The sequence below is a fragment of the Nisaea sediminum genome, assembly GCF_014904705.1.
Taxonomy (GTDB): Bacteria; Pseudomonadota; Alphaproteobacteria; order Thalassobaculales; family Thalassobaculaceae; genus Nisaea; species Nisaea sediminum.
Map to the genome: position 1 here is coordinate 602401 of NZ_JACZCQ010000006.1, position 16653 is coordinate 619053.

18 protein-coding genes are annotated in these 16653 nt (G+C 64.8%); 11 read left to right on the top strand and 7 right to left on the bottom strand.

The window, feature by feature from the left end; genetic code table 11:
• Positions 1-18: 18 nt before the first annotated feature.
• Positions 19-495, top strand: coding sequence for a hypothetical protein (locus tag IG122_RS14855; RefSeq protein WP_193184875.1), 477 nt, complete (start codon positions 19-21; stop codon positions 493-495).
• Positions 496-508: 13 nt separating this feature from the next.
• Here the strand turns inward: IG122_RS14855 and nth are convergent, their stop codons facing one another.
• Positions 509-1150 (bottom strand): endonuclease III, encoded by a 642-nt coding sequence (gene nth / locus IG122_RS14860; protein ID WP_193186176.1) that lies wholly within the window; start codon positions 1148-1150, stop codon positions 509-511.
• Positions 1151-1280: 130 nt separating this feature from the next.
• Between nth and IG122_RS14865 the strand changes: the two genes are divergently transcribed.
• Positions 1281-1778, top strand: coding sequence for a DUF2244 domain-containing protein (locus tag IG122_RS14865; protein ID WP_193184878.1), 498 nt, complete (start codon positions 1281-1283; stop codon positions 1776-1778).
• Positions 1779-1793: 15 nt separating this feature from the next.
• Here the strand turns inward: IG122_RS14865 and dapB are convergent, their stop codons facing one another.
• Positions 1794-2591 carry a 4-hydroxy-tetrahydrodipicolinate reductase gene (gene dapB, locus IG122_RS14870; RefSeq protein WP_193186178.1) on the bottom strand — a complete coding sequence of 266 codons (798 nt, stop codon included), beginning with the start codon at positions 2589-2591 and terminating at the stop codon, positions 1794-1796.
• 154 nt (positions 2592-2745) lie between these two features.
• Here dapB and IG122_RS14875 point away from each other — a divergent pair, with 154 nt between their 5' ends.
• Entirely contained in the window at positions 2746-3273 is a 528-nt protein-coding gene (locus IG122_RS14875) for a PadR family transcriptional regulator (RefSeq protein ID WP_193184881.1), read from the top strand.
• Between the two features lie 151 nt (positions 3274-3424).
• On the opposite strand, the gene dnaJ is transcribed toward IG122_RS14875, so the two are convergent.
• Both dnaJ and dnaK read right to left on the bottom strand, forming a co-directional pair.
• Positions 3425-4555 carry a molecular chaperone DnaJ gene (dnaJ, locus tag IG122_RS14880; protein ID WP_193184883.1) on the bottom strand — a complete coding sequence of 377 codons (1131 nt, stop codon included), beginning with the start codon at positions 4553-4555 and terminating at the stop codon, positions 3425-3427.
• Positions 4556-4686: 131 nt separating this feature from the next.
• Positions 4687-6636 (bottom strand): molecular chaperone DnaK, encoded by a 1950-nt coding sequence (gene dnaK, locus IG122_RS14885; RefSeq protein WP_193184886.1) that lies wholly within the window; start codon positions 6634-6636, stop codon positions 4687-4689.
• Between the two features lie 179 nt (positions 6637-6815).
• On the opposite strand from dnaK, the gene IG122_RS14890 reads away from it, so the two are divergent.
• The gene (locus IG122_RS14890; protein WP_193184889.1) at positions 6816-7691 is read left to right on the top strand and encodes a DUF1848 domain-containing protein; all 876 of its coding nucleotides are present in this window, start codon (positions 6816-6818) and stop codon (positions 7689-7691) included.
• Positions 7692-7727: 36 nt separating this feature from the next.
• Here the strand turns inward: IG122_RS14890 and grpE are convergent, their stop codons facing one another.
• Positions 7728-8369 carry a nucleotide exchange factor GrpE gene (gene grpE, locus IG122_RS14895; RefSeq protein ID WP_226893584.1) on the bottom strand — a complete coding sequence of 214 codons (642 nt, stop codon included), beginning with the start codon at positions 8367-8369 and terminating at the stop codon, positions 7728-7730.
• Positions 8370-8503: 134 nt separating this feature from the next.
• Positions 8504-9547, bottom strand: a complete 1044-nt coding sequence (gene hrcA / locus IG122_RS14900; RefSeq protein ID WP_193186184.1) for a heat-inducible transcriptional repressor HrcA — start codon at positions 9545-9547, stop codon at positions 8504-8506.
• Between the two features lie 176 nt (positions 9548-9723).
• On the opposite strand from hrcA, the gene rph reads away from it, so the two are divergent.
• The 3 genes from rph to hemW are packed head-to-tail and all read left to right on the top strand — an operon-like array spanning position 9724 to position 12298.
• A complete protein-coding gene (gene rph, locus IG122_RS14905; protein WP_193184892.1) occupies positions 9724-10455 on the top strand; it encodes a ribonuclease PH in 732 nt (243 codons plus the stop codon).
• Positions 10456-10458: 3 nt separating this feature from the next.
• Positions 10459-11094: an RdgB/HAM1 family non-canonical purine NTP pyrophosphatase gene (gene rdgB / locus IG122_RS14910; RefSeq protein ID WP_193184895.1), complete on the top strand. Its 636-nt coding sequence runs from the start codon at positions 10459-10461 to the stop codon at positions 11092-11094.
• Complete coding sequence (gene hemW / locus IG122_RS14915; protein WP_226893585.1) at positions 11084-12298, top strand: radical SAM family heme chaperone HemW; 1215 nt, start codon at positions 11084-11086, stop codon at positions 12296-12298. The genes rdgB and hemW overlap by 11 nt, the downstream gene beginning before the upstream one ends.
• Here hemW and IG122_RS14920 read toward each other — a convergent pair.
• On the bottom strand, positions 12295-13734 hold the full coding sequence (locus IG122_RS14920) for a penicillin-binding protein activator (protein WP_193184898.1): 1440 nt from the start codon (positions 13732-13734) through the stop codon (positions 12295-12297). The two genes, hemW and IG122_RS14920, sit on opposite strands and share 4 nt — an antisense overlap.
• Positions 13735-13946: 212 nt before the next feature.
• On the opposite strand from IG122_RS14920, the gene rsmI reads away from it, so the two are divergent.
• Genes rsmI through IG122_RS14940 form a run of 4 tightly spaced genes read left to right on the top strand, consistent with a single transcriptional unit; the run spans position 13947 to position 16598 of the window.
• Positions 13947-14774: a 16S rRNA (cytidine(1402)-2'-O)-methyltransferase gene (gene rsmI, locus IG122_RS14925; RefSeq protein ID WP_226893586.1), complete on the top strand. Its 828-nt coding sequence runs from the start codon at positions 13947-13949 to the stop codon at positions 14772-14774.
• Positions 14771-15172, top strand: coding sequence for a YraN family protein (locus IG122_RS14930; RefSeq protein WP_193184905.1), 402 nt, complete (start codon positions 14771-14773; stop codon positions 15170-15172). Before rsmI ends, IG122_RS14930 begins: the two co-directional genes overlap by 4 nt.
• 9 nt (positions 15173-15181) lie before the next feature.
• A complete protein-coding gene (locus tag IG122_RS14935; protein ID WP_193184908.1) occupies positions 15182-15772 on the top strand; it encodes a BON domain-containing protein in 591 nt (196 codons plus the stop codon).
• Positions 15773-15776: 4 nt separating this feature from the next.
• Positions 15777-16598, top strand: a complete 822-nt coding sequence (locus IG122_RS14940) for a SirB1 family protein (protein WP_193184911.1) — start codon at positions 15777-15779, stop codon at positions 16596-16598.
• Positions 16599-16653 lie beyond the last annotated feature (55 nt).

The window sequence follows — 16653 nt, forward strand, 5'->3', positions numbered from 1 at the left end:
GCGGAGACTGATTTTATCGTGCGTCTAATCCTGAGCGTCCTGATCGCGATCGCATTGCACGCCTGCGGCAGCGAGGTCCAGAAGACCGGCGATGCGGGCCGCGCCGCCGCGGTCAGCGCACCGACCGAAGTCACCAAGGCCGACGAGGTCGCGCCGGTGACCGAACCGGTGCGCCGCGCGGGGACGGAAACGACGGCACAGCTCCCGCCCGGTTTCAGCGCGGCCGAGCGGGACCCGAGCCGGCTGCTCGACCTGCGGCGCCGCGATCTCTCGGCGATCCTCGGCGAACCGGCCTTCGTGCGCCGGGACATGTCCGCGGAGGTCTGGCAATACAGGACCGAGGCCTGCGTCCTCGATCTCTTCCTCTATGAAATCGGCCAGAGCCTCGCGGTCACCTATTACGAATTCCGCTCCCGCCGCGAACAGGAAGTGGCCCGGGACGAGTGTTTCGTCACTCTGCTGCGCCAGGGCATATCGCGCTCCGCGCGGAACTGAACCCCGTTCGCCCTCACGCCGGCTCAACCGTCTTGTCCTTGAAATTGCAGAGATCGCTGACCGGACAGACCGGACAATTCGGCTTGCGCGCCTTGCAGATATAACGGCCGTGCAGGATCAGCCAGTGATGCGCGTGCAGTAGCCATTTTTCCGGGATCCGTTTCTCCAGCGCCGTTTCCACGGCAAGCGGAGTCTTTCCCGTCGCCATGCCGGTCCGGTTGGCGACGCGGAAGAGGTGGGTGTCGACGGCGATGGTCGGCTGACCGAAGGCGATGTTGAGCACCACATTCGCGGTCTTGCGACCGACACCGGGGAGCTTCTCCAGGGTCTCCCGGTCCTCTGGGACCTGGCTGCCATGCTCGCGGATCAGGATTTCCGAGAGCGCAATGACGTTCTTGGCCTTCGAATTGAACAAGCCGATCGTCTTGATGTAGTCGCGGACCGTCTCCAGTCCGAGCGCGACCATCTTCTCCGGCGTGTCGGCAACCTTGAAGAGCGGGCCCGTCGCCTTGTTCACCCCGACATCGGTCGCCTGGGCGGACAGCACAACGGCAACGAGCAGCGTGTAGGGGTTGACGTAGTTCAGTTCGCCCACGGGCTCGGGATCGCGGTCGCTCAGGCGCTGAAAAAAGGCGTCGACCGCCGCGTTCGTCATCCGTTTGGCCATGGGTCCGGTACTCTCCTGCGCGCAAACGCCGCGCCCTGCTTGGCTCTTGTCATTCCGGCGCGGCGGCCACAGGTTAGAGCCTTCGGGAATCGCCATGCAACAGAGCCGGGCGCGAGAAATGGACAAATTCGACGATTCAGCGCCGGCGGGACGGGACGAGCCGGTCTTCGACGCCGTGCTCTATCCGCACAGGAGTCTTTCGCCCAGCGGTTTCCTCATCCTGATGCTCGCGATTGCCGGCTGCAGCACCGCGGTCGGTATTCTGTTCTGGATTGCCGGCGCCTGGCCCGTGGTCGGTTTCCTAGGGCTCGACGTGCTGCTTATCTATGTCGCCTTCCGTCTCAGCTACCGCGACGCACGGCGTTACGAGATCCTGAAGCTCACCGCCAGCGCACTCTCCGTGGAGCGTTTCGTGCGCGGACGCCGCGTGCTCGCCGAGGAGCTGCAGCCCTACTGGCTGAATGTGCTGATCGAGGAGGAGCGGAGCGGCCAGAACCGGCTCATTCTCCGCAGCCACGGCCGCACGCTCGAAGTCGGCGCGTTCCTGTCCCCGCCGGAGAAATCCGAACTCGCAGACAGTCTGCGCGCCGCCCTCGCCGGTCTCCGCCCGGCCTGACCGCTTCCCTGCCGTCTAGAGGCCGAGCACGTCCGGCATCGCGTAGAGCCCCGGCTCTCGCCCCGCCGCCCAGATCGCGGCACGCACCGCGCCGGAAGCGAAAATTTCCCGGCTGGCGGCCTTGTGGGTCAGCTCGATGCGTTCGTTGGGCCCGGCGAAAATGACCGTATGATCGCCGACGACGTCGCCGCCGCGCAGGGTCGCGAAACCGATCTGCCCGGATTCACGCGGCCCGGTGACGCCTTCGCGGGATAGCACGCCCTTCTCCTCAAGCGTCACGCCGCGGCCCGCGGCGGCCGCCTTGCCGAGACCAAGCGCCGTGCCCGACGGGGCGTCGACTTTGCGGCGATGATGCATCTCGACTATTTCGATATCGAAACTTTCATCGAGGGCCGCCGCGACCTTCTTCACCAGATCGAACAGCAGGTTCACGCCGAGGCTCATGTTCGGAGCGTAGACGAGCGGAATATGTTTTGCGGCCTGTGCGAGCTCGGCTTCCTGCTCCGTCGTCATGCCGGTGGTCCCGACCACGAACGCCGTCCCCGAAGCCGCGGCGAGTTTGGCGTGCGCCACCGTTGCCTCCGGAGCCGTGAAATCGATCACGACATCCGCCTCCGCGAAGACCGGCATGGCATCGGAAGTGGTTTTGGGAGTATCACCCTCGAAACCGGAAAGCTTCGCGATTTCAATACCTTCTTCGGTACTACCCTTGAGTACTGTACCTCCGGCGATGATTGCGCCTTCGGTCTGGTGCACCTGTTTCGCGATCATCCGGCCCATGAAGCCGCCGACACCCATGATTCCGATCTTCACTGCTGCCATTTCGAGGCCCTCCCGGCTCTCCTGCGATCCCTGCAAGGCGTAGCCGCCTTTTCCGCCCCTGTCGAGCCCGCAGGCGAGACATCCAGAAAATCCCATTCTAAGCTCTCGATTCCTATGATTTTTTATGATATATCGCGCTGATAAAATGTTTGAAATCAGCGATATCATTCTCGGTGCCTTGTCCAAAGGACCGGCGAACGGATACCAGATCCGGCGCCGGATCAATGCCGATTTCGCGCATTTCCAGAGCGTCAGCACCGGGGCGCTTTACCCCGCCCTCGCCAAACTGAAGGCACGCGGCGGCGTCACCGAGACCGGCACTCCGAACGCCCCTCTGGAGCAGCGACAGTTCGAAATAACCGACATCGGTCGTAACTTGCTATGTGAGCGGGTCGCGGCATCGGGTGCCGACGAGCGCCTCAGATCGGACTTTCTGGCTGCGGTCTATTTTTCCGATCTCGCCGGGCCGGGGGAGGTCGAGCGGCTGATGGAGGAGCGGGTCGGTGTCCTGAACCAGGAGATCAGGGCGCTTCTGGCCTTACCCTTGCGCGAGATGTCCAATACCGAGCGCTTCACGGTACGATACGCACTGGCGATCCGCCGGGCAGCGCTGGAGTTCCTCCGGCACGAGGGCCGCGCGATCGTCAATGCCATCGAAATTGAATCAAGATAATCAATGCATTAAAGAGTAATACCCAAAGGAATACCGGTGCTCCCGGTGCCCGACCGGATTTTCGCCAAGATAGCGGCCCTACCGATTTGGAAACAAAAACGCCGGCCTCGATGGGCCGGCGTCCTGTATCGGAGAGCAGCTCGAAAAGGGATCACTCCCTCAGGTCATCCCAGAGTTCTTTCACCTTGTCGAAGAATCCGGCCGACTGCGGGCTGGTCTTCTCGTTCTGCTCGCCGGCGAACTCCTCCAGCAGCTCGCGCTGCTTCTTGGTCAGGTTCACCGGGGTTTCGACCGCGACCTCGACATACTGATCGCCGCGGGCGGGACTGCGCAGAACCGACATGCCCTTGCCCTTGAGACGGAACTGCTTGCCGGTCTGAGTGCCGGGACCGACCTGGATGCGGGCACGCCCGCCCTCGATGGTCGGAACCTCGATCTGTCCGCCCAGTGCGGCCGTCGTCATCGGCAGGGGTACGCGGCAATAGACGTCTGCACCCTCGCGCTTGAAGATCGGATGCTCGGCGATGGAGAGGAAGAGATAGAGATCGCCCGGCGGGGTGCCCCGCGGTCCGACCTCGCCCTCGCCGCTGAGCCGGATCCGGGTGCCGTCCTCGACGCCCGCCGGGATGTTTACCGACAGGGTCTTTTCCTTCTGCGTGCGGCCGGCGCCGCCGCAGGTTTTGCACGGTTTCTCGATCCGCGTGCCGTTGCCGCCGCAATGGGGGCAGGTCCGCTCGATCGTGAAGAAGCCCTGCTGGGCCCGCACTTTGCCATGTCCCTGACAGGTCGTGCAGGTCACCGGATCGGTGCCTTTCTCGGCGCCGGATCCGTGGCACTCCTCGCACTGCACGGAACTCGGAATGTGAATCTCGGCCTGCTTGCCCTTGAAAGCTTCTTCCAGCGTGATCGACATATTATAGCGGAGGTCGGAGCCCCGGCGGTTGCCGCCACGCCGCCCGCCCATGAAGTCGCCGAACATCTCGTCGAAGATATCGGCGAAACCGCCAAAACCGGCACCGCCGAACCCGGCGCCTCCACCGGCGCCGCCCATGCCGCCCTCGAAGGCGTCGTGGCCGAAACGGTCGTAGGCCGCCCGCTTCTGCTCGTCCTTCAGGACGTCATAGGCCTCGTTCAGCTCCTTGAACTTGGCCTCCGCGTCCGGATTGTCAGGATTTCGGTCGGGGTGATACTGCATCGCGAGCTTGCGATAGGCGGATTTCATCTCCGCATCTGAAGCACCGCGCTGGACCCCCAGAACCTCGTAATAATCTCTTTTTGCCATGGCGCGTCATCGTCCCCGCAACGGTGTCGGCAGTCCGGCAAAGATGTGAACCGCCTGCCTTTCCGGATCGGAACCGGGCGGAGGACGATGCCAGGGACTGGTCATCGGCTCCTCCGCCCGAACCGTTGGGATCAGGCGGACTTGTTGTCGCGGTTCTGATCGTCGACTTCTTCGAAGTCCGCATCGACGACGTCATCGCTGGACGCGCTGTCGCCGCCCGCGGAACTCCCCGCGTCGCCGCCCATGTCCGGGCCGGCTTCACCGGCGGAGGCATCCTGCTGCGCCTTGTACATGGCTTCGCCGAGCTTCATCGAGGCCTGCTGGAGAGCTTCCATCTTGGCCTTGATCTCGGCCCCGTCCTCGCCTTCCATCGCGGTGCGCAGGGCGGTCAGGTGGCCGTCGATCTCACCCCGCTCGGCCTCGGAGATCTTGTCTCCGTGTTCGGCCAGCATCTTCTCGGTGCCATGGACCGCGGCATCGGCCTGGTTCTTGGTCTCGACCAGCTCGCGACGGGCCTTGTCGGACTCGGAATTGGCTTCCGCTTCCTTGACCATCCGCTCGATATCCTCGTCGGACAGGCCGCCGGAGGCCTGGATGCGGATCTGCTGTTCCTTGCCGGTGGCCTTATCCTTGGCCGAAACGTTGACGATGCCGTTCGCGTCGATGTCGAAGGTGACCTCGATCTGCGGCACGCCGCGCGGCGCACCCGGAATGCCGACAAGGTCGAACTGGCCGAGCAGCTTATTGTCGGCCGCCATCTCGCGTTCGCCCTGGAACACCCGGATCGTCACGGCGGTCTGGTTATCCTCGGCGGTGGAGAAGGTCTGGCTCTTCTTCGTCGGGATCGTCGTGTTGCGATCGATCAGACGGGTGAAGACGCCGCCCAGGGTCTCGATGCCGAGCGACAGCGGGGTCACGTCGAGCAGCAGGACGTCCTTCACGTCGCCCTTCAGAACGCCGGCCTGGATCGCCGCGCCGAGCGCCACGACCTCGTCCGGGTTCACGCCGCGATGCGGCTCACGGCCGAAGAAGTTCTTCACCGTCTCGACGATCTTCGGCATGCGGGTCATGCCGCCGACCAGGATCACCTCGTCGATCTCGCCGGCGGAGACGCCCGCGTCCTTCAGGGCCGCCTTGCAGGGCTCGACCGTCCGCTGCACCAGATCGTCCACCAGCGCCTCGAGCTTCGCCCGGGTCAGCTTGATGTTCAGGTGCTTCGGACCGGACTGATCCGCAGTGATGAAGGGCAGGTTCACTTCGGTCTGCATCGAACTGGAGAGCTCGATCTTGGCCTTTTCGCCGGCTTCCTTCAGGCGCTGCAGCGCAAGCTTGTCCTTGCGCAGGTCAATGCCGTTCTCTTTCTTGAACTCGTCGGCCAGATAATCGATCACGCGCTGGTCGAAATCTTCACCGCCGAGGAAGGTATCGCCGTTGGTGGACTTCACCTCGAACACGCCGTCGCCGATCTCCAGGATCGAGACGTCGAAGGTGCCGCCGCCAAGGTCATAGACCGCGATGGTGCCGGTATTCTTCTTGTCGAGACCGTAGGCGAGCGCGGCAGCGGTCGGCTCGTTGATGATGCGCAGAACCTCGAGGCCCGCGATCTTGCCGGCATCCTTGGTCGCCTGGCGCTGGGCGTCGTTGAAGTAGGCCGGGACGGTGATGACCGCCTGGTCGACCGTATCGCCGAGATAGGCCTCGGCATCTTCCTTCAGCTTGCGCAGGGTGAAGCTGGAGATCTGGCTCGGGCTGTATTTCTCGCCGCGCGCTTCAACCCAGGCGTCGCCGTTCTCGCCGGAGACGACCTTGTAGGGGACCAGGTCGTTGAAGCGCTTGGAGGCCTTGTCGTCGAAGCGGCGGCCGATCAGGCGCTTGATCGCGAAAAGGGTATTTTCCGGGTTGGTTACTGCCTGGCGCTTCGCGGCCTGGCCGACGAGACGTTCGCCGCTTTCGGCGAAGGCCACCATCGACGGCGTCGTGCGCGCGCCTTCGGCATTCTCAATCACTTTCGCGTCCTTGCCGTCCATGAACGCGATACAGGAATTGGTGGTTCCCAGGTCGATACCGATTACTTTGCTCATGTTTTCCTCGTCTTTCAGCAAACGTTGACGGCCTTCTCGAAGCGCCGTTCCCGTTCCCGATTGGTACGTTCAAGCCAACCGCTATATAGGCGTGGTGTGGCCGCGCTGCAACCAAGTGGAATAGGATTTCGCGACCCGCAAGTCCCATTAGAGCCAATTTTCCGGGAATCGGCGCCGATATGATCATCTCCGCGAGCTACCGCACCGACATCCCGGCCTTCTACAGCGCGTGGCTGAAGGCGCGGATCGAGGCCGGATACGCTCTTGTACCGAACCCCTACAGCGGCAAACCGTCACGGGTCGGGCTCCGGCCGGAGGAGGTGGACGGTTATGTCTTCTGGACCCGAAACGCCAGGCCGGCCCGGGCAATATTCGAAACCCTCGCCGCGGATCGCGTGCCCTTCGTCGTGCAATACACGGTCACCGGATATCCGTCCGCGCTCGAGCAGCGCGTTCCGCCGGTCGAGACCGCCCTCGCCGATATTGTTTCTTTATCGGAACGGTTTGGACCAAGGGCAGTGGTCTGGCGCTACGATCCGGTTTTCTGGTCCAGTCTCACGCCGCCGGATTTCCACCGGGAGACCGTAGCCCTCCTCGCCCGCGCGCTCGCCGGCAGTGTCGATGAAGTCACTTTCTCTGCCGCGCATATCTATCGCAAGAGCCGCCGCAACACCGAGGAAAGCGCCCGGCAGAGCGGCTTCGATTGGCGCGATCCCGGGCCGGAAGAGAAATCCGCGTTGTTGCAGGAACTCGCCGCGATCGCCGCGGAGGCGGGTCTTCGCCCGACGCTATGTTCGCAGCCCGAGCTTCTCGGCGGAGCCCTCTCACCCGCACGCTGCATCGACGCGGAACGGCTCGCGGATATCGCCGGACGCCCGCTCAAGGTCCGGCAGAAAGGCAACCGTCCGGGGTGTCTCTGCGCGGAATCCCGGGACATCGGCAGCTATGACAGCTGTCCACACGGATGCGTCTATTGTTATGCGGTCGAGAAGCGGGAGCGGGCGAAAACCGCCCTGAAGCGGCACGATCCGGCCGGTGAGGCGCTGCTGCCCTGACGCCGGCCGGATGATGAAGCGCTGGCGCGGAATGCGTTACGCCGTGGTGTCGACCGTTTCCTTCTTATCGTCCGGGCTCTTCGAGACCCCAACCATCGCGGCCCGCAGAAGGCGGTCCTGCAGCACGTAGCCCGGCTGCATCACCTGCACGACGGTGCCCGGCTCTGTCTTGGCGTCCGGAACCTCGAACATTGCCTGGTGCAGGTTGTAGTCGAACTTGTCGCCGAGCGGATCAATCTTGCGGATGCCGTGCTTCTCGAACACGCCGAGCAGTTCCTTCTCGGTCATCTCGACACCGATCACCAGGTTCTTCAGGGTGATGTCGAGCTCGTCGCGGTCTTCCGGCGCGGATTCGAGCGCCCGGCGCAGATTATCGGACGCGCTGAGCAGATCCCGGGCGAAATCGGTGATCGCGAACTTGCGCGCCTGCGCGACATCGCGCTCCGCCCGTTTCCGCGTGTTTTCCAGCTCCGCGAGCGTGCGGATCAGCTGATCCTTGAGCTGTTGAACCTCGTCGTCGGCGCGATCATCGTCGGCCTCCGCGTCGCTATCCTCGTTCTTCAGGCCGCCCATCAGCGCGTCCATGTCGAGAATCCCGTCATCCGGATTGACAAGCGGCTCGTCGCCCGGCGCGTCCTGGTTGGCGTGTTGCTCGGTTTTCTTGCCTTGTTCGGCCATCGGTCTGGCTCTTTCCCGTCTAGAGATCCTGAAAGTCAGGCCCAAATGTGGGCGGCCGGAATGGGAAATCAATCATTCCGGGCCCGGAGCGCCTGCTTTAGCGCGGCTCGGCCCCCGGATCAACGCTCCTCTGATCAGCCAATGACGCGGCCGATCAGCCGTGCGGTGTAATCGACCATGGGAATGATGCGGGCGTAATTCATCCGCGTCGGTCCGATTACGCCAATGGCACCGACCACACGCTTCTTCGTATCCCGGTAGGGCGAGAGGATCATCGAGCAGCCGGTATGTTCGAATAGCTGGTTTTCCGCCCCGATGAAGATCTGCACGCCGTCGGCATCGCCCGTCGCCTGCAGCAGCTTCAGCATGCCCTGCTTCTGTTCGAGCTGGTCGAACAGCAGGCGGATCCGCTCCAGATCCTCGACCGCAGAGACATCCTCAAGCAGGCGCGACTGGCCGCGCACAATGAGCGAACCGTCGTCGGGCCCACCCGCCAGCAGCGCGAGACCGTCCTCGACCACGCGCGCCGTGAGCTCGTCGAGCTCTATCCTGCGGTGCTCGATCTCCGCCTTGATGGACTTTAGCGCCTGATCGAGCGAGGCTCCGTGGAAGCGGGTATTCAGGAAGTTGGTCGCCTGCACGAGCGCCGAAGCCGGAAGATCGACAGGCAGCTCGATCACCCGGTTCTCCACCAGGCCGAGCTCGTTCACCAGCACGACGAGCGCCCGTCCGGCAGCCAGCGGCACGAATTCGATGTGGCGCAGCGACGGCTCCGATTTCGGGGAGATCACCAGACCGGCGCAGGACGAAAGGCCGGCCAGCGCGCGCGTCGCCTCGTCCAGAACCTCGTCATAACCGCGGCCATTCGCGGCGAGCAGGGAGTCGATCTTGCCCCGCTCTTCCTCGCTCAGGTCGCCGCCGATCTCCAGCAGCCCGTCGACCACGATGCGCAGGCCACGCTCGGTCGGCAGCCGGCCAGCGGAGGTATGTGGGGCGTAAAGCAGGCCCGCTTCCTCGAGATCGGCCATGACATTGCGGATCGTTGCCGGGGACAGCACCTCGCCGAGGCGGCGCGAGATCGTCCGCGAGCCGATCGGCTCGCCCGTCTCTACATAAGTGTCGACAATCTGTTGCAGGATTTCCCGCGAGCGGGCGTTCAGAGCCCCGATGCCTGACATGTGTTCCATGACGGAAAATCTAGGGAGCCCCCGTCGCACCGTCAATGCGCCTTGAATGATGGACGTACCGTGCCGCCGATAGTAGGTTGCGCGCGATTTCGAACAGACGATCCAGAGACCGGCATGGACCCGCAGGACGCGGGCCTATCAGGCCGGATACCGAAGAGGAGACTTCCATGGCCGGAACCGCCGAACGCCCGTCCGGGCGCAGCCCCGACCAGATGCGCAACGTCATTCTGGAGCCGGGTTTCGCCAAATATGCCGAGGGTTCCTGCCTCGCCAGATTCGGCGATACCCATGTGCTCTGCACCGCGTCCGTCGAGGACCGCGTGCCGCCGTTCCTGCGCAATTCCGGCAGCGGCTGGGTGACCGCGGAATACGGCATGCTGCCGCGCTCTACCCACACGCGGACCGACCGCGAGGCCGCGCGCGGCAAGCAGAGCGGACGGACCCAGGAAATCCAGCGCCTGATCGGGCGCTCGCTGCGCGCCGTCACCAATCTGAAGGCCATGGGCGAGCGGCAGATCAAGGTCGATTGCGATGTGCTGCAGGCGGACGGCGGCACCCGCACCGCCTCGATCACCGGCTCTTTCGTCGCCCTGCATCTTGCTTTCCAGAAGCTGGTCAAGCTCGGCGCGCTGCCCGAGGTCCCGCTGATCGACCATGTCGCGGCGGTTTCCTGCGGCATCTATAAAGGCACCCCGGTGCTCGACCTCGACTATATCGAGGATTCCGGCGCCGAGGCCGATGCCAACTTCGTTCTGACAGGCAATGCCGGGATCGTCGAGATCCAGGCGACGGCGGAAGAGGACCCGTTCGGCGACGAGGCCTTCACCGAGATGCTGAAGCTGGCGCGCGCCGGGGTCGCAGACCTGGTCGCGCTGCAGAAAAAAGCCATCGAGGGCTGAGCAATGGGCCGGGCTTTTACCGATAAGAAGCTGGTCATCGCGAGCCACAACCAGGGCAAGCTGCGGGAGATCCGGGATCTGGTCGGCCCGCTCGGCATCGAGGTGGTCTCCGCCGGCGAGCTCGGGCTGCCGGAACCGGAAGAAACCGGAACCACCTATATCGCCAACGCGGAGCTGAAGGCCTGCGCCGCGGCGGAACGGTCCGGCCTGCCGGCGCTGGCGGACGATTCCGGGCTGAGCGTGACCGCGCTGGACGGCAATCCGGGGATCTACTCCGCGCGCTGGGCGGGACCGGAGAAGGATTTCTCGATCGCCATGCGCAAGGTCGAGGACGCGCTTCAGGAAAAGGCCGCCGCCGGCAACACGGATCGTTCGGCCGCCTTCGTCTGCGCGCTCACGATCTGCTGGCCCGACGGACATACGGAATCCGTCGAGGGCCGCGTGTGGGGCGATCTCGTCTGGCCGCCGCGCGGCGCGAACGGCTTCGGCTACGATCCGATGTTCGTCCCCGAGGGGCACGAGAAGACCTTTGGTGAAGTCAATTCGGATTGGAAACATTCCGTCAGCCATCGGGCCGTCGCCTTCGAGAAGCTGCTGAAGCAGGTCGGTCTCGACGGCACCTCAGGCGATGCCGGATAAGGCAGAGATGGAGCGCGCGGCGGCGGAGCCGTTCGGGGTCTATGTCCACTGGCCCTTCTGCCTCTCCAAATGCCCCTATTGCGACTTCAACAGCCATGTCTCGGCGCGGATCGACCACGCACGCTGGCGCGCGGCGCTGAAAACCGAGCTTGCGCATTTCCATGCACTGGCGCCGGAACGGACCGTTTCCAGCATCTTCTTCGGGGGCGGCACGCCGTCGCTGATGGAGCCGGAGACCGTCGCCGCCGTGATCGACGAGATCCACCGGCTCTGGCCCTGGCGCAACCAGGTCGAGATCTCCCTCGAGGCCAACCCCACCTCGGTCGAGGCGGAGAAGTTCGCCGCGTTCCGGGAGGCAGGGGTCAACCGGGTCTCGCTCGGTATCCAGGCGCTGAACGACCGGGATCTGGCGTTTCTCGGCCGCACCCACGACGCGGCGCAGGCCCGCGAGGCGATCGCTGTCGCGCGGGATAATTTCGAGCGCATGTCCTTCGACCTCATTTATGCCCGCCCGGAGCAAACCGTGGCGGCCTGGAAGGCCGAGCTGAAGGAGGCGCTGGTCCTCGCGGCCGACCATATCTCGCTCTACCAGCTCACGATCGAGCCGGAGACCCCGTTCTTCGCCCGCCATGCGAAGGGCGAGATCGTGTTGCCGGAGGACGAGAACCAGGCCGCGCTCTACGAGGCGACCCAGGAGGTTCTGGACGCTGCGGGGATGCCTGCCTACGAGGTCTCGAACCATGCCCGCGCCGGCGCGGAATGCCGGCACAACCTGATCTACTGGCGCTATCACGATTATGCGGGCGTCGGTCCGGGCGCCCATTCCCGCCTGCGTGGCAACAGCCCCAACGGTTCACTCGTTACGCGTGCGATACATACCCGCCGCGCCCCGGCGATCTGGCTCGACCGGGTCGAGAAGACAGGAAGCGGGATCGCCGCAAGCGAAGAGGTCGACCGCGCCGGACGCCTGACCGAAATGCTGATGATGGGCCTCCGCCTCGCCGAGGGCATCGACCGGGCGCGGCTCGAAGCGGAAGCGGGGCGCGACCTGGAGTCCCTGTTCGGGCGCCCGCTGCTCGCAGATCTCGAAGAGGCCGGCTATATCGAGCCGATCGGAGACCGGCTCGCGGCCACACTGGAAGGCCGGCAGCGCCTCAATGCGGTCATCGCCGCCTTGACGGCGCGTCTGCCCGAACTCGCCTAGTTCGTCAGACCGTCAAACCGTTCCGGTGCCGTATCGATAACCTCGAGGGCGCGGTCCTTGATTTCGAAAATCGCGAGGCCGCGCTGGTTGGTGCCGTCGGCGACGAAGCGAAAGAGACCGTTCAATGCCACGAACCCGCTTTCCGCCATCAGCGCACCGCCGCCGAAATCCGGTCCCGTCTCGCCACGCTGCAGCGAAACCGTGAGCGCGATGCTGTCATAGGCGAGCGCGGCAAGGCCCGAGGGCCGCCGTCCGAAGGCCGCCTCGTAGCGCAGCGCGAAATTCTCCCGGTAGAGCGCGGGCGGCGCGGCGAACCAGCCGCCGACCAGGCTCGGCTCGGTCCCGAGGCTCGGATCCTCCCACTGCGCCGTTCCGAGCAGTTTCACACGCCGCGTGTCGACATCGTAATAGGCCAGCAGCGGCGCGATGGTCCGCAGCACATTGCCGCCTTCGGGAATCAGGATCGCGTCATAGGGCGGATCGCCGAGCGTATCCATCGACTGGAGTCGAGCCAGCGTCTGGCGGGAGATCTCGTCCGTTCGTCCGGCGAGTTCGTCCTTCTGGATCTTCAGAGATTCCCGTCGGCTGTCATACTCGGCGAAGGCACGGGCCGTTTCAGTGAAATCGGTGGCGAGTGGATCGTAGTAAGCGATCCGGGTGATCTCGGCGCCGGCACCGATCGAGGCCGAGCGCGCGCTCTCGAGCACCAGATCGCCGTAACTTCCATGCGGCAGAAGCAGGCCGAGCCGGCGATATCCCTTCTGCACCGCGTAGCGGATGACGCGCTCGATCTGCTGCTGCGGCATCAGGCCCATCAGATAGACCGGCGGGCCGGCGACGCTGCGGTCGTTCGAGAAGGCAACGGCATTGATCCCGGCCCCCGCGATGATCGGCCGGACGGCTGCCGCAGAGCGGCCATAGAGCGGGCCGAGCACGATCCGCGCGCCGTCGGCGACGGCGAGCCGGGCCGCATCTTCCGCACCTTCGGGTGTCCCCTGGGTGTCGTAGACCATCAGATTGAAATCTTCGCCGGCAATATCGAAGACGGCCATCTGCGCAGCATCGAGCATGGCCCGACCGACAGAAGCGCGCTGACCGCTCAGCGGCAGAAGCAGGGCAATCCCGTCAGGAGCGCCGGGCACCGTGGTCAGAGGAATTTCGGTCTGAGGACGCTCGAAGGAGAGTTCCGCATCCGGAACGACCGTGGCCGGTCGCTCTGCCGTGGTCCCGCGCTCCACGGCTCCCGGTTCGGCCGGAGCCGGCTCCTGACGCGGCGCGACGCGCTGTTCCGGCTGCCGCGCGAGTTCCGGCTGCAGTCCGGGCAAACCGGGTGTCTGACATCCGGCAAGCGTCAGGCCCAGCAGCAGCAGCGGCAGGCACGCGGCACGCGGCAGGCGTGAGAAAAGCGCTTGGAGAAAGCCGCCGCTTCCTCCCATAACTCGGTCATCGCCCTGACAAAGGCCCCGTGGGTTCCCGGTACGGTATGAAAAAGCGCGCACCACAGACATCCTCCCGCTCTTCGGCGCCAAAGGCTAATCAAGGCGCGGGCCAGAGTAAACTGCCGCAAGATGGCACCAATGTGACTGCCCCAGTTTCCGCGGAGGAGAACGGGTCCACTCAAGCGCCGGCAGCAGTCCCCGTCGGGGGATTGATACTGGTAGCGACACCGATCGGCAATCTCGGCGATATCTCCCGGCGCGCCCTGGAAACGCTCGCGGCAGCCGACATCGTCGCCTGCGAGGACACGCGGCTGACCGGCCGCCTGCTGCAACGCTTCGCCATCAAGGCACGCCTGCTCGCATACCAGGACCACAATGCCGAAAAAAGCCGGCCGGAGCTGCTACGTCTGCTTGCCGCGGGCAAAAGCATCGCGCTGGTGACCGATGCCGGGACACCGACGATCTCCGACCCCGGCTACAAGCTCGTGCGCGAAGCGGCCGCTCAGGGCACGCCGGTAACCGCCGTGCCGGGACCGGCCGCGCCGGTGGTCGCCCTTTCGATTTCCGGGCTGCCGACGGACCGGTTCTTCTTCGGCGGTTTCCTGCCGACCAAGTCGGGCGAGCGCCGCCGTATCCTCGAGGAAGTGGCGCGGCTTCGGGCCACGCTGATCTTCTTCGAGGCACCGCGCCGGCTGGCCGAGACCCTCAAGGATGCCCTGGAGATCCTCGGTCCGCGGGAAATGGCGGTGGCACGGGAGCTGACCAAGCGGTTCGAGGAGGTGACGCGCGGGCGGATCGACGACCTCGCCCGGCATTATGCCGAAATCGAACCGCCGAAGGGCGAGGCCGTGCTGATGTTCGGCCCGCCGGAGACCGAGGAAAAGCCGAGCGAAGAAGCCCTCGACGCCCTGCTCGGCGAAGCGCTCACGCGCCTCAGCCTGAAAGACGCTGCGAAGGAGGTCGCGGCGGAGACCGGGCTCCCGCGCAAGCAGGTCTACGAGCGGGCTTTGCAGCTTCGCGGCGACGGCGCGGGATGAATACCGGGGCGTGGCGGTCTGCGGACACGGTGCGCGCCAAGAGGCGCGCGCAGCGGTTCGGGCTCTACGCCGAGGCATTCTGCCGCCTGATCCTGCGTTTGAAAGGGTACAGAATCATCGCCAGCCGGCTCCGTACCAAGGTCGGCGAAATCGACATCCTGGCCGAACGGGGGCGGACCCTAGCGATCGTCGAGGTCAAGGCGCGTCCCGACCTGGCCGCCGCGCAGGAGTCCGTTACGCATGCGCAATGGCGCCGCCTGCAGAGAGCGGCGCTCTGGGTGCAAAAGGGAAATTCGCGGCTTGCCGGCCATCGCCTTAGATTTGACCTATTCGCGGTGGCACACTGGCGCTTTCCCCGCCATATTCAGAATGTCTGGATCGCCGACCACAAGATGTAGAGTGACAGCATGCCAAGAGCCGCACTTCTCCTCCTCACATTGCTTGCCCTCCCGCTTGCCGCCGGCGGCTGCACGCCGGTCGGCGTCGCGATCGGTGCAGGCGCCACCGCAGCGACCGCGAGCCAGTCCGAACGCGGTCTCGAAGGCACCGCCAAGGACCTCGCGATCAAGACCGAGATCAACCATTACCTCTTCCAGAAAAACGTGGACCTGTTTTCCGCCGTCGGTCTTTCGGTGGAGGACGGCCGCGTCTTGCTGACAGGGTCGGTACCAAAACCCGAAGACCGGATCGAGGCGGCGCGGCTGGCCTGGCAGGCAAGCGGCATCCGCGAGGTGATCAACGAGATCCAGGTGGTCGACAAATCCGACATCGTGGACAAGGCGCGGGATACCTGGATCGAAACCCAGCTCGAGACCAAGCTGCTGTTCGACGGCGGTGTCAGCTCGATCAATTACGATATCGATACGGTCAACGGCACGGTCTATCTGTTCGGCATCGCCCAGAACAATGCGGAGCTGCAGCGCGTGATCGATCATGCCCGCAATCTGGAATATGTGCGCAATGTCGTGAGCTACGTCCGGATCAAGGGCGCTTCCTGAAGCCATGGTTCCCGACCCGGACGGCACCCGCACCACGCTGGCGGAGATCGGAGAGAGAGGCTTTGGCGAGGTCGGGCTCGGGGAAGCAGCGCTGCTCCTGGCGTCGCTCGACCGGCCGGGCGTTCCGCTGGAGCGGTACCGAGATCACCTCGCCGCCCTCGTGGAGAGTGCGAAAAGCTCCGATGCCGGGACGCCGGCGGCCGCGCTCGCCGCGACCCTCGGCGGCGAGTTCAGCTACGAGGGCGACAGCAAGACATATGACGATCCGCAGAATGCCAACCTGATCCGGGTGATCGACCGCCGCAAGGGCCTGCCGGTCGCGCTCGGTATTCTCTATATCGAGACCGCCCGCGGGCTCGGCCTGGACGCTGGCGGGCTGAACTTCCCGAATCATTTCCTGATCCGCGTCCAGGGCGACGGCGTGCGGCAGATCCTCGACCCTTTCCATGGCGGAGCGGCACTTGACGCGCCGGCGCTCCGCCGCCTGCTCACCAGTTTCCAGGGTGAGACAGCCGAACTCACGCAGGCGCATTACCAGGATGTCAGCGATCTCGATATTCTGTTGCGCCTACAAAACAACATCAAGTTGCGGCTGCTCCGGGACGGCAGGCTGGAGCCCGCGCTCCAGATCATCCGCGACATGCGGCTGCTCGCCCCGCGCCTTCCGGGACTGATGCGCGAGGAGGGCATGCTGCTCGCCCGCAAGGGCGAACGCAGGGCCGCGATAGGCTGTCTCAGGGACTTTCTCGCCAGCGGCAATATCCGCGAGCCCGAACGGCTCGAAGTGGCACGCGTCCTTCAAGTTCTGGAAAGTCAATTGAACTGAGCCGGAAAGGCGGTTGATCCGGCGGCGGCAATCGCCACATAGTCGCCGCTCGGAA

What these genes read in the sequence shown, in the direction of transcription:
- hrcA (WP_193186184.1), bottom strand. Translation starts at nt 9,547, where the DNA reads ATGTCAGGCATCGGGGCTCTGAACGCCCGCTCGCGGGAAATCCTGCAA.
- dnaK (WP_193184886.1), bottom strand. Translation starts at nt 6,636, where the DNA reads ATGAGCAAAGTAATCGGTATCGACCTGGGAACCACCAATTCCTGTATC.
- IG122_RS14930 (WP_193184905.1), top strand. Translation starts at nt 14,771, where the DNA reads ATGAATACCGGGGCGTGGCGGTCTGCGGACACGGTGCGCGCCAAGAGG.
- IG122_RS14890 (WP_193184889.1), top strand. Translation starts at nt 6,816, where the DNA reads ATGATCATCTCCGCGAGCTACCGCACCGACATCCCGGCCTTCTACAGC.
- IG122_RS14875 (WP_193184881.1), top strand. Translation starts at nt 2,746, where the DNA reads ATGTTTGAAATCAGCGATATCATTCTCGGTGCCTTGTCCAAAGGACCG.
- IG122_RS14865 (WP_193184878.1), top strand. Translation starts at nt 1,281, where the DNA reads ATGGACAAATTCGACGATTCAGCGCCGGCGGGACGGGACGAGCCGGTC.
- rdgB (WP_193184895.1), top strand. Translation starts at nt 10,459, where the DNA reads ATGGGCCGGGCTTTTACCGATAAGAAGCTGGTCATCGCGAGCCACAAC.
- IG122_RS14920 (WP_193184898.1), bottom strand. Translation starts at nt 13,734, where the DNA reads ATGGGAGGAAGCGGCGGCTTTCTCCAAGCGCTTTTCTCACGCCTGCCG.
- rph (WP_193184892.1), top strand. Translation starts at nt 9,724, where the DNA reads ATGGCCGGAACCGCCGAACGCCCGTCCGGGCGCAGCCCCGACCAGATG.
- nth (WP_193186176.1), bottom strand. Translation starts at nt 1,150, where the DNA reads ATGACGAACGCGGCGGTCGACGCCTTTTTTCAGCGCCTGAGCGACCGC.
- IG122_RS14940 (WP_193184911.1), top strand. Translation starts at nt 15,777, where the DNA reads ATGGTTCCCGACCCGGACGGCACCCGCACCACGCTGGCGGAGATCGGA.
- IG122_RS14935 (WP_193184908.1), top strand. Translation starts at nt 15,182, where the DNA reads ATGCCAAGAGCCGCACTTCTCCTCCTCACATTGCTTGCCCTCCCGCTT.
- hemW (WP_226893585.1), top strand. Translation starts at nt 11,084, where the DNA reads ATGCCGGATAAGGCAGAGATGGAGCGCGCGGCGGCGGAGCCGTTCGGG.
- dnaJ (WP_193184883.1), bottom strand. Translation starts at nt 4,555, where the DNA reads ATGGCAAAAAGAGATTATTACGAGGTTCTGGGGGTCCAGCGCGGTGCT.
- grpE (WP_226893584.1), bottom strand. Translation starts at nt 8,369, where the DNA reads ATGGCCGAACAAGGCAAGAAAACCGAGCAACACGCCAACCAGGACGCG.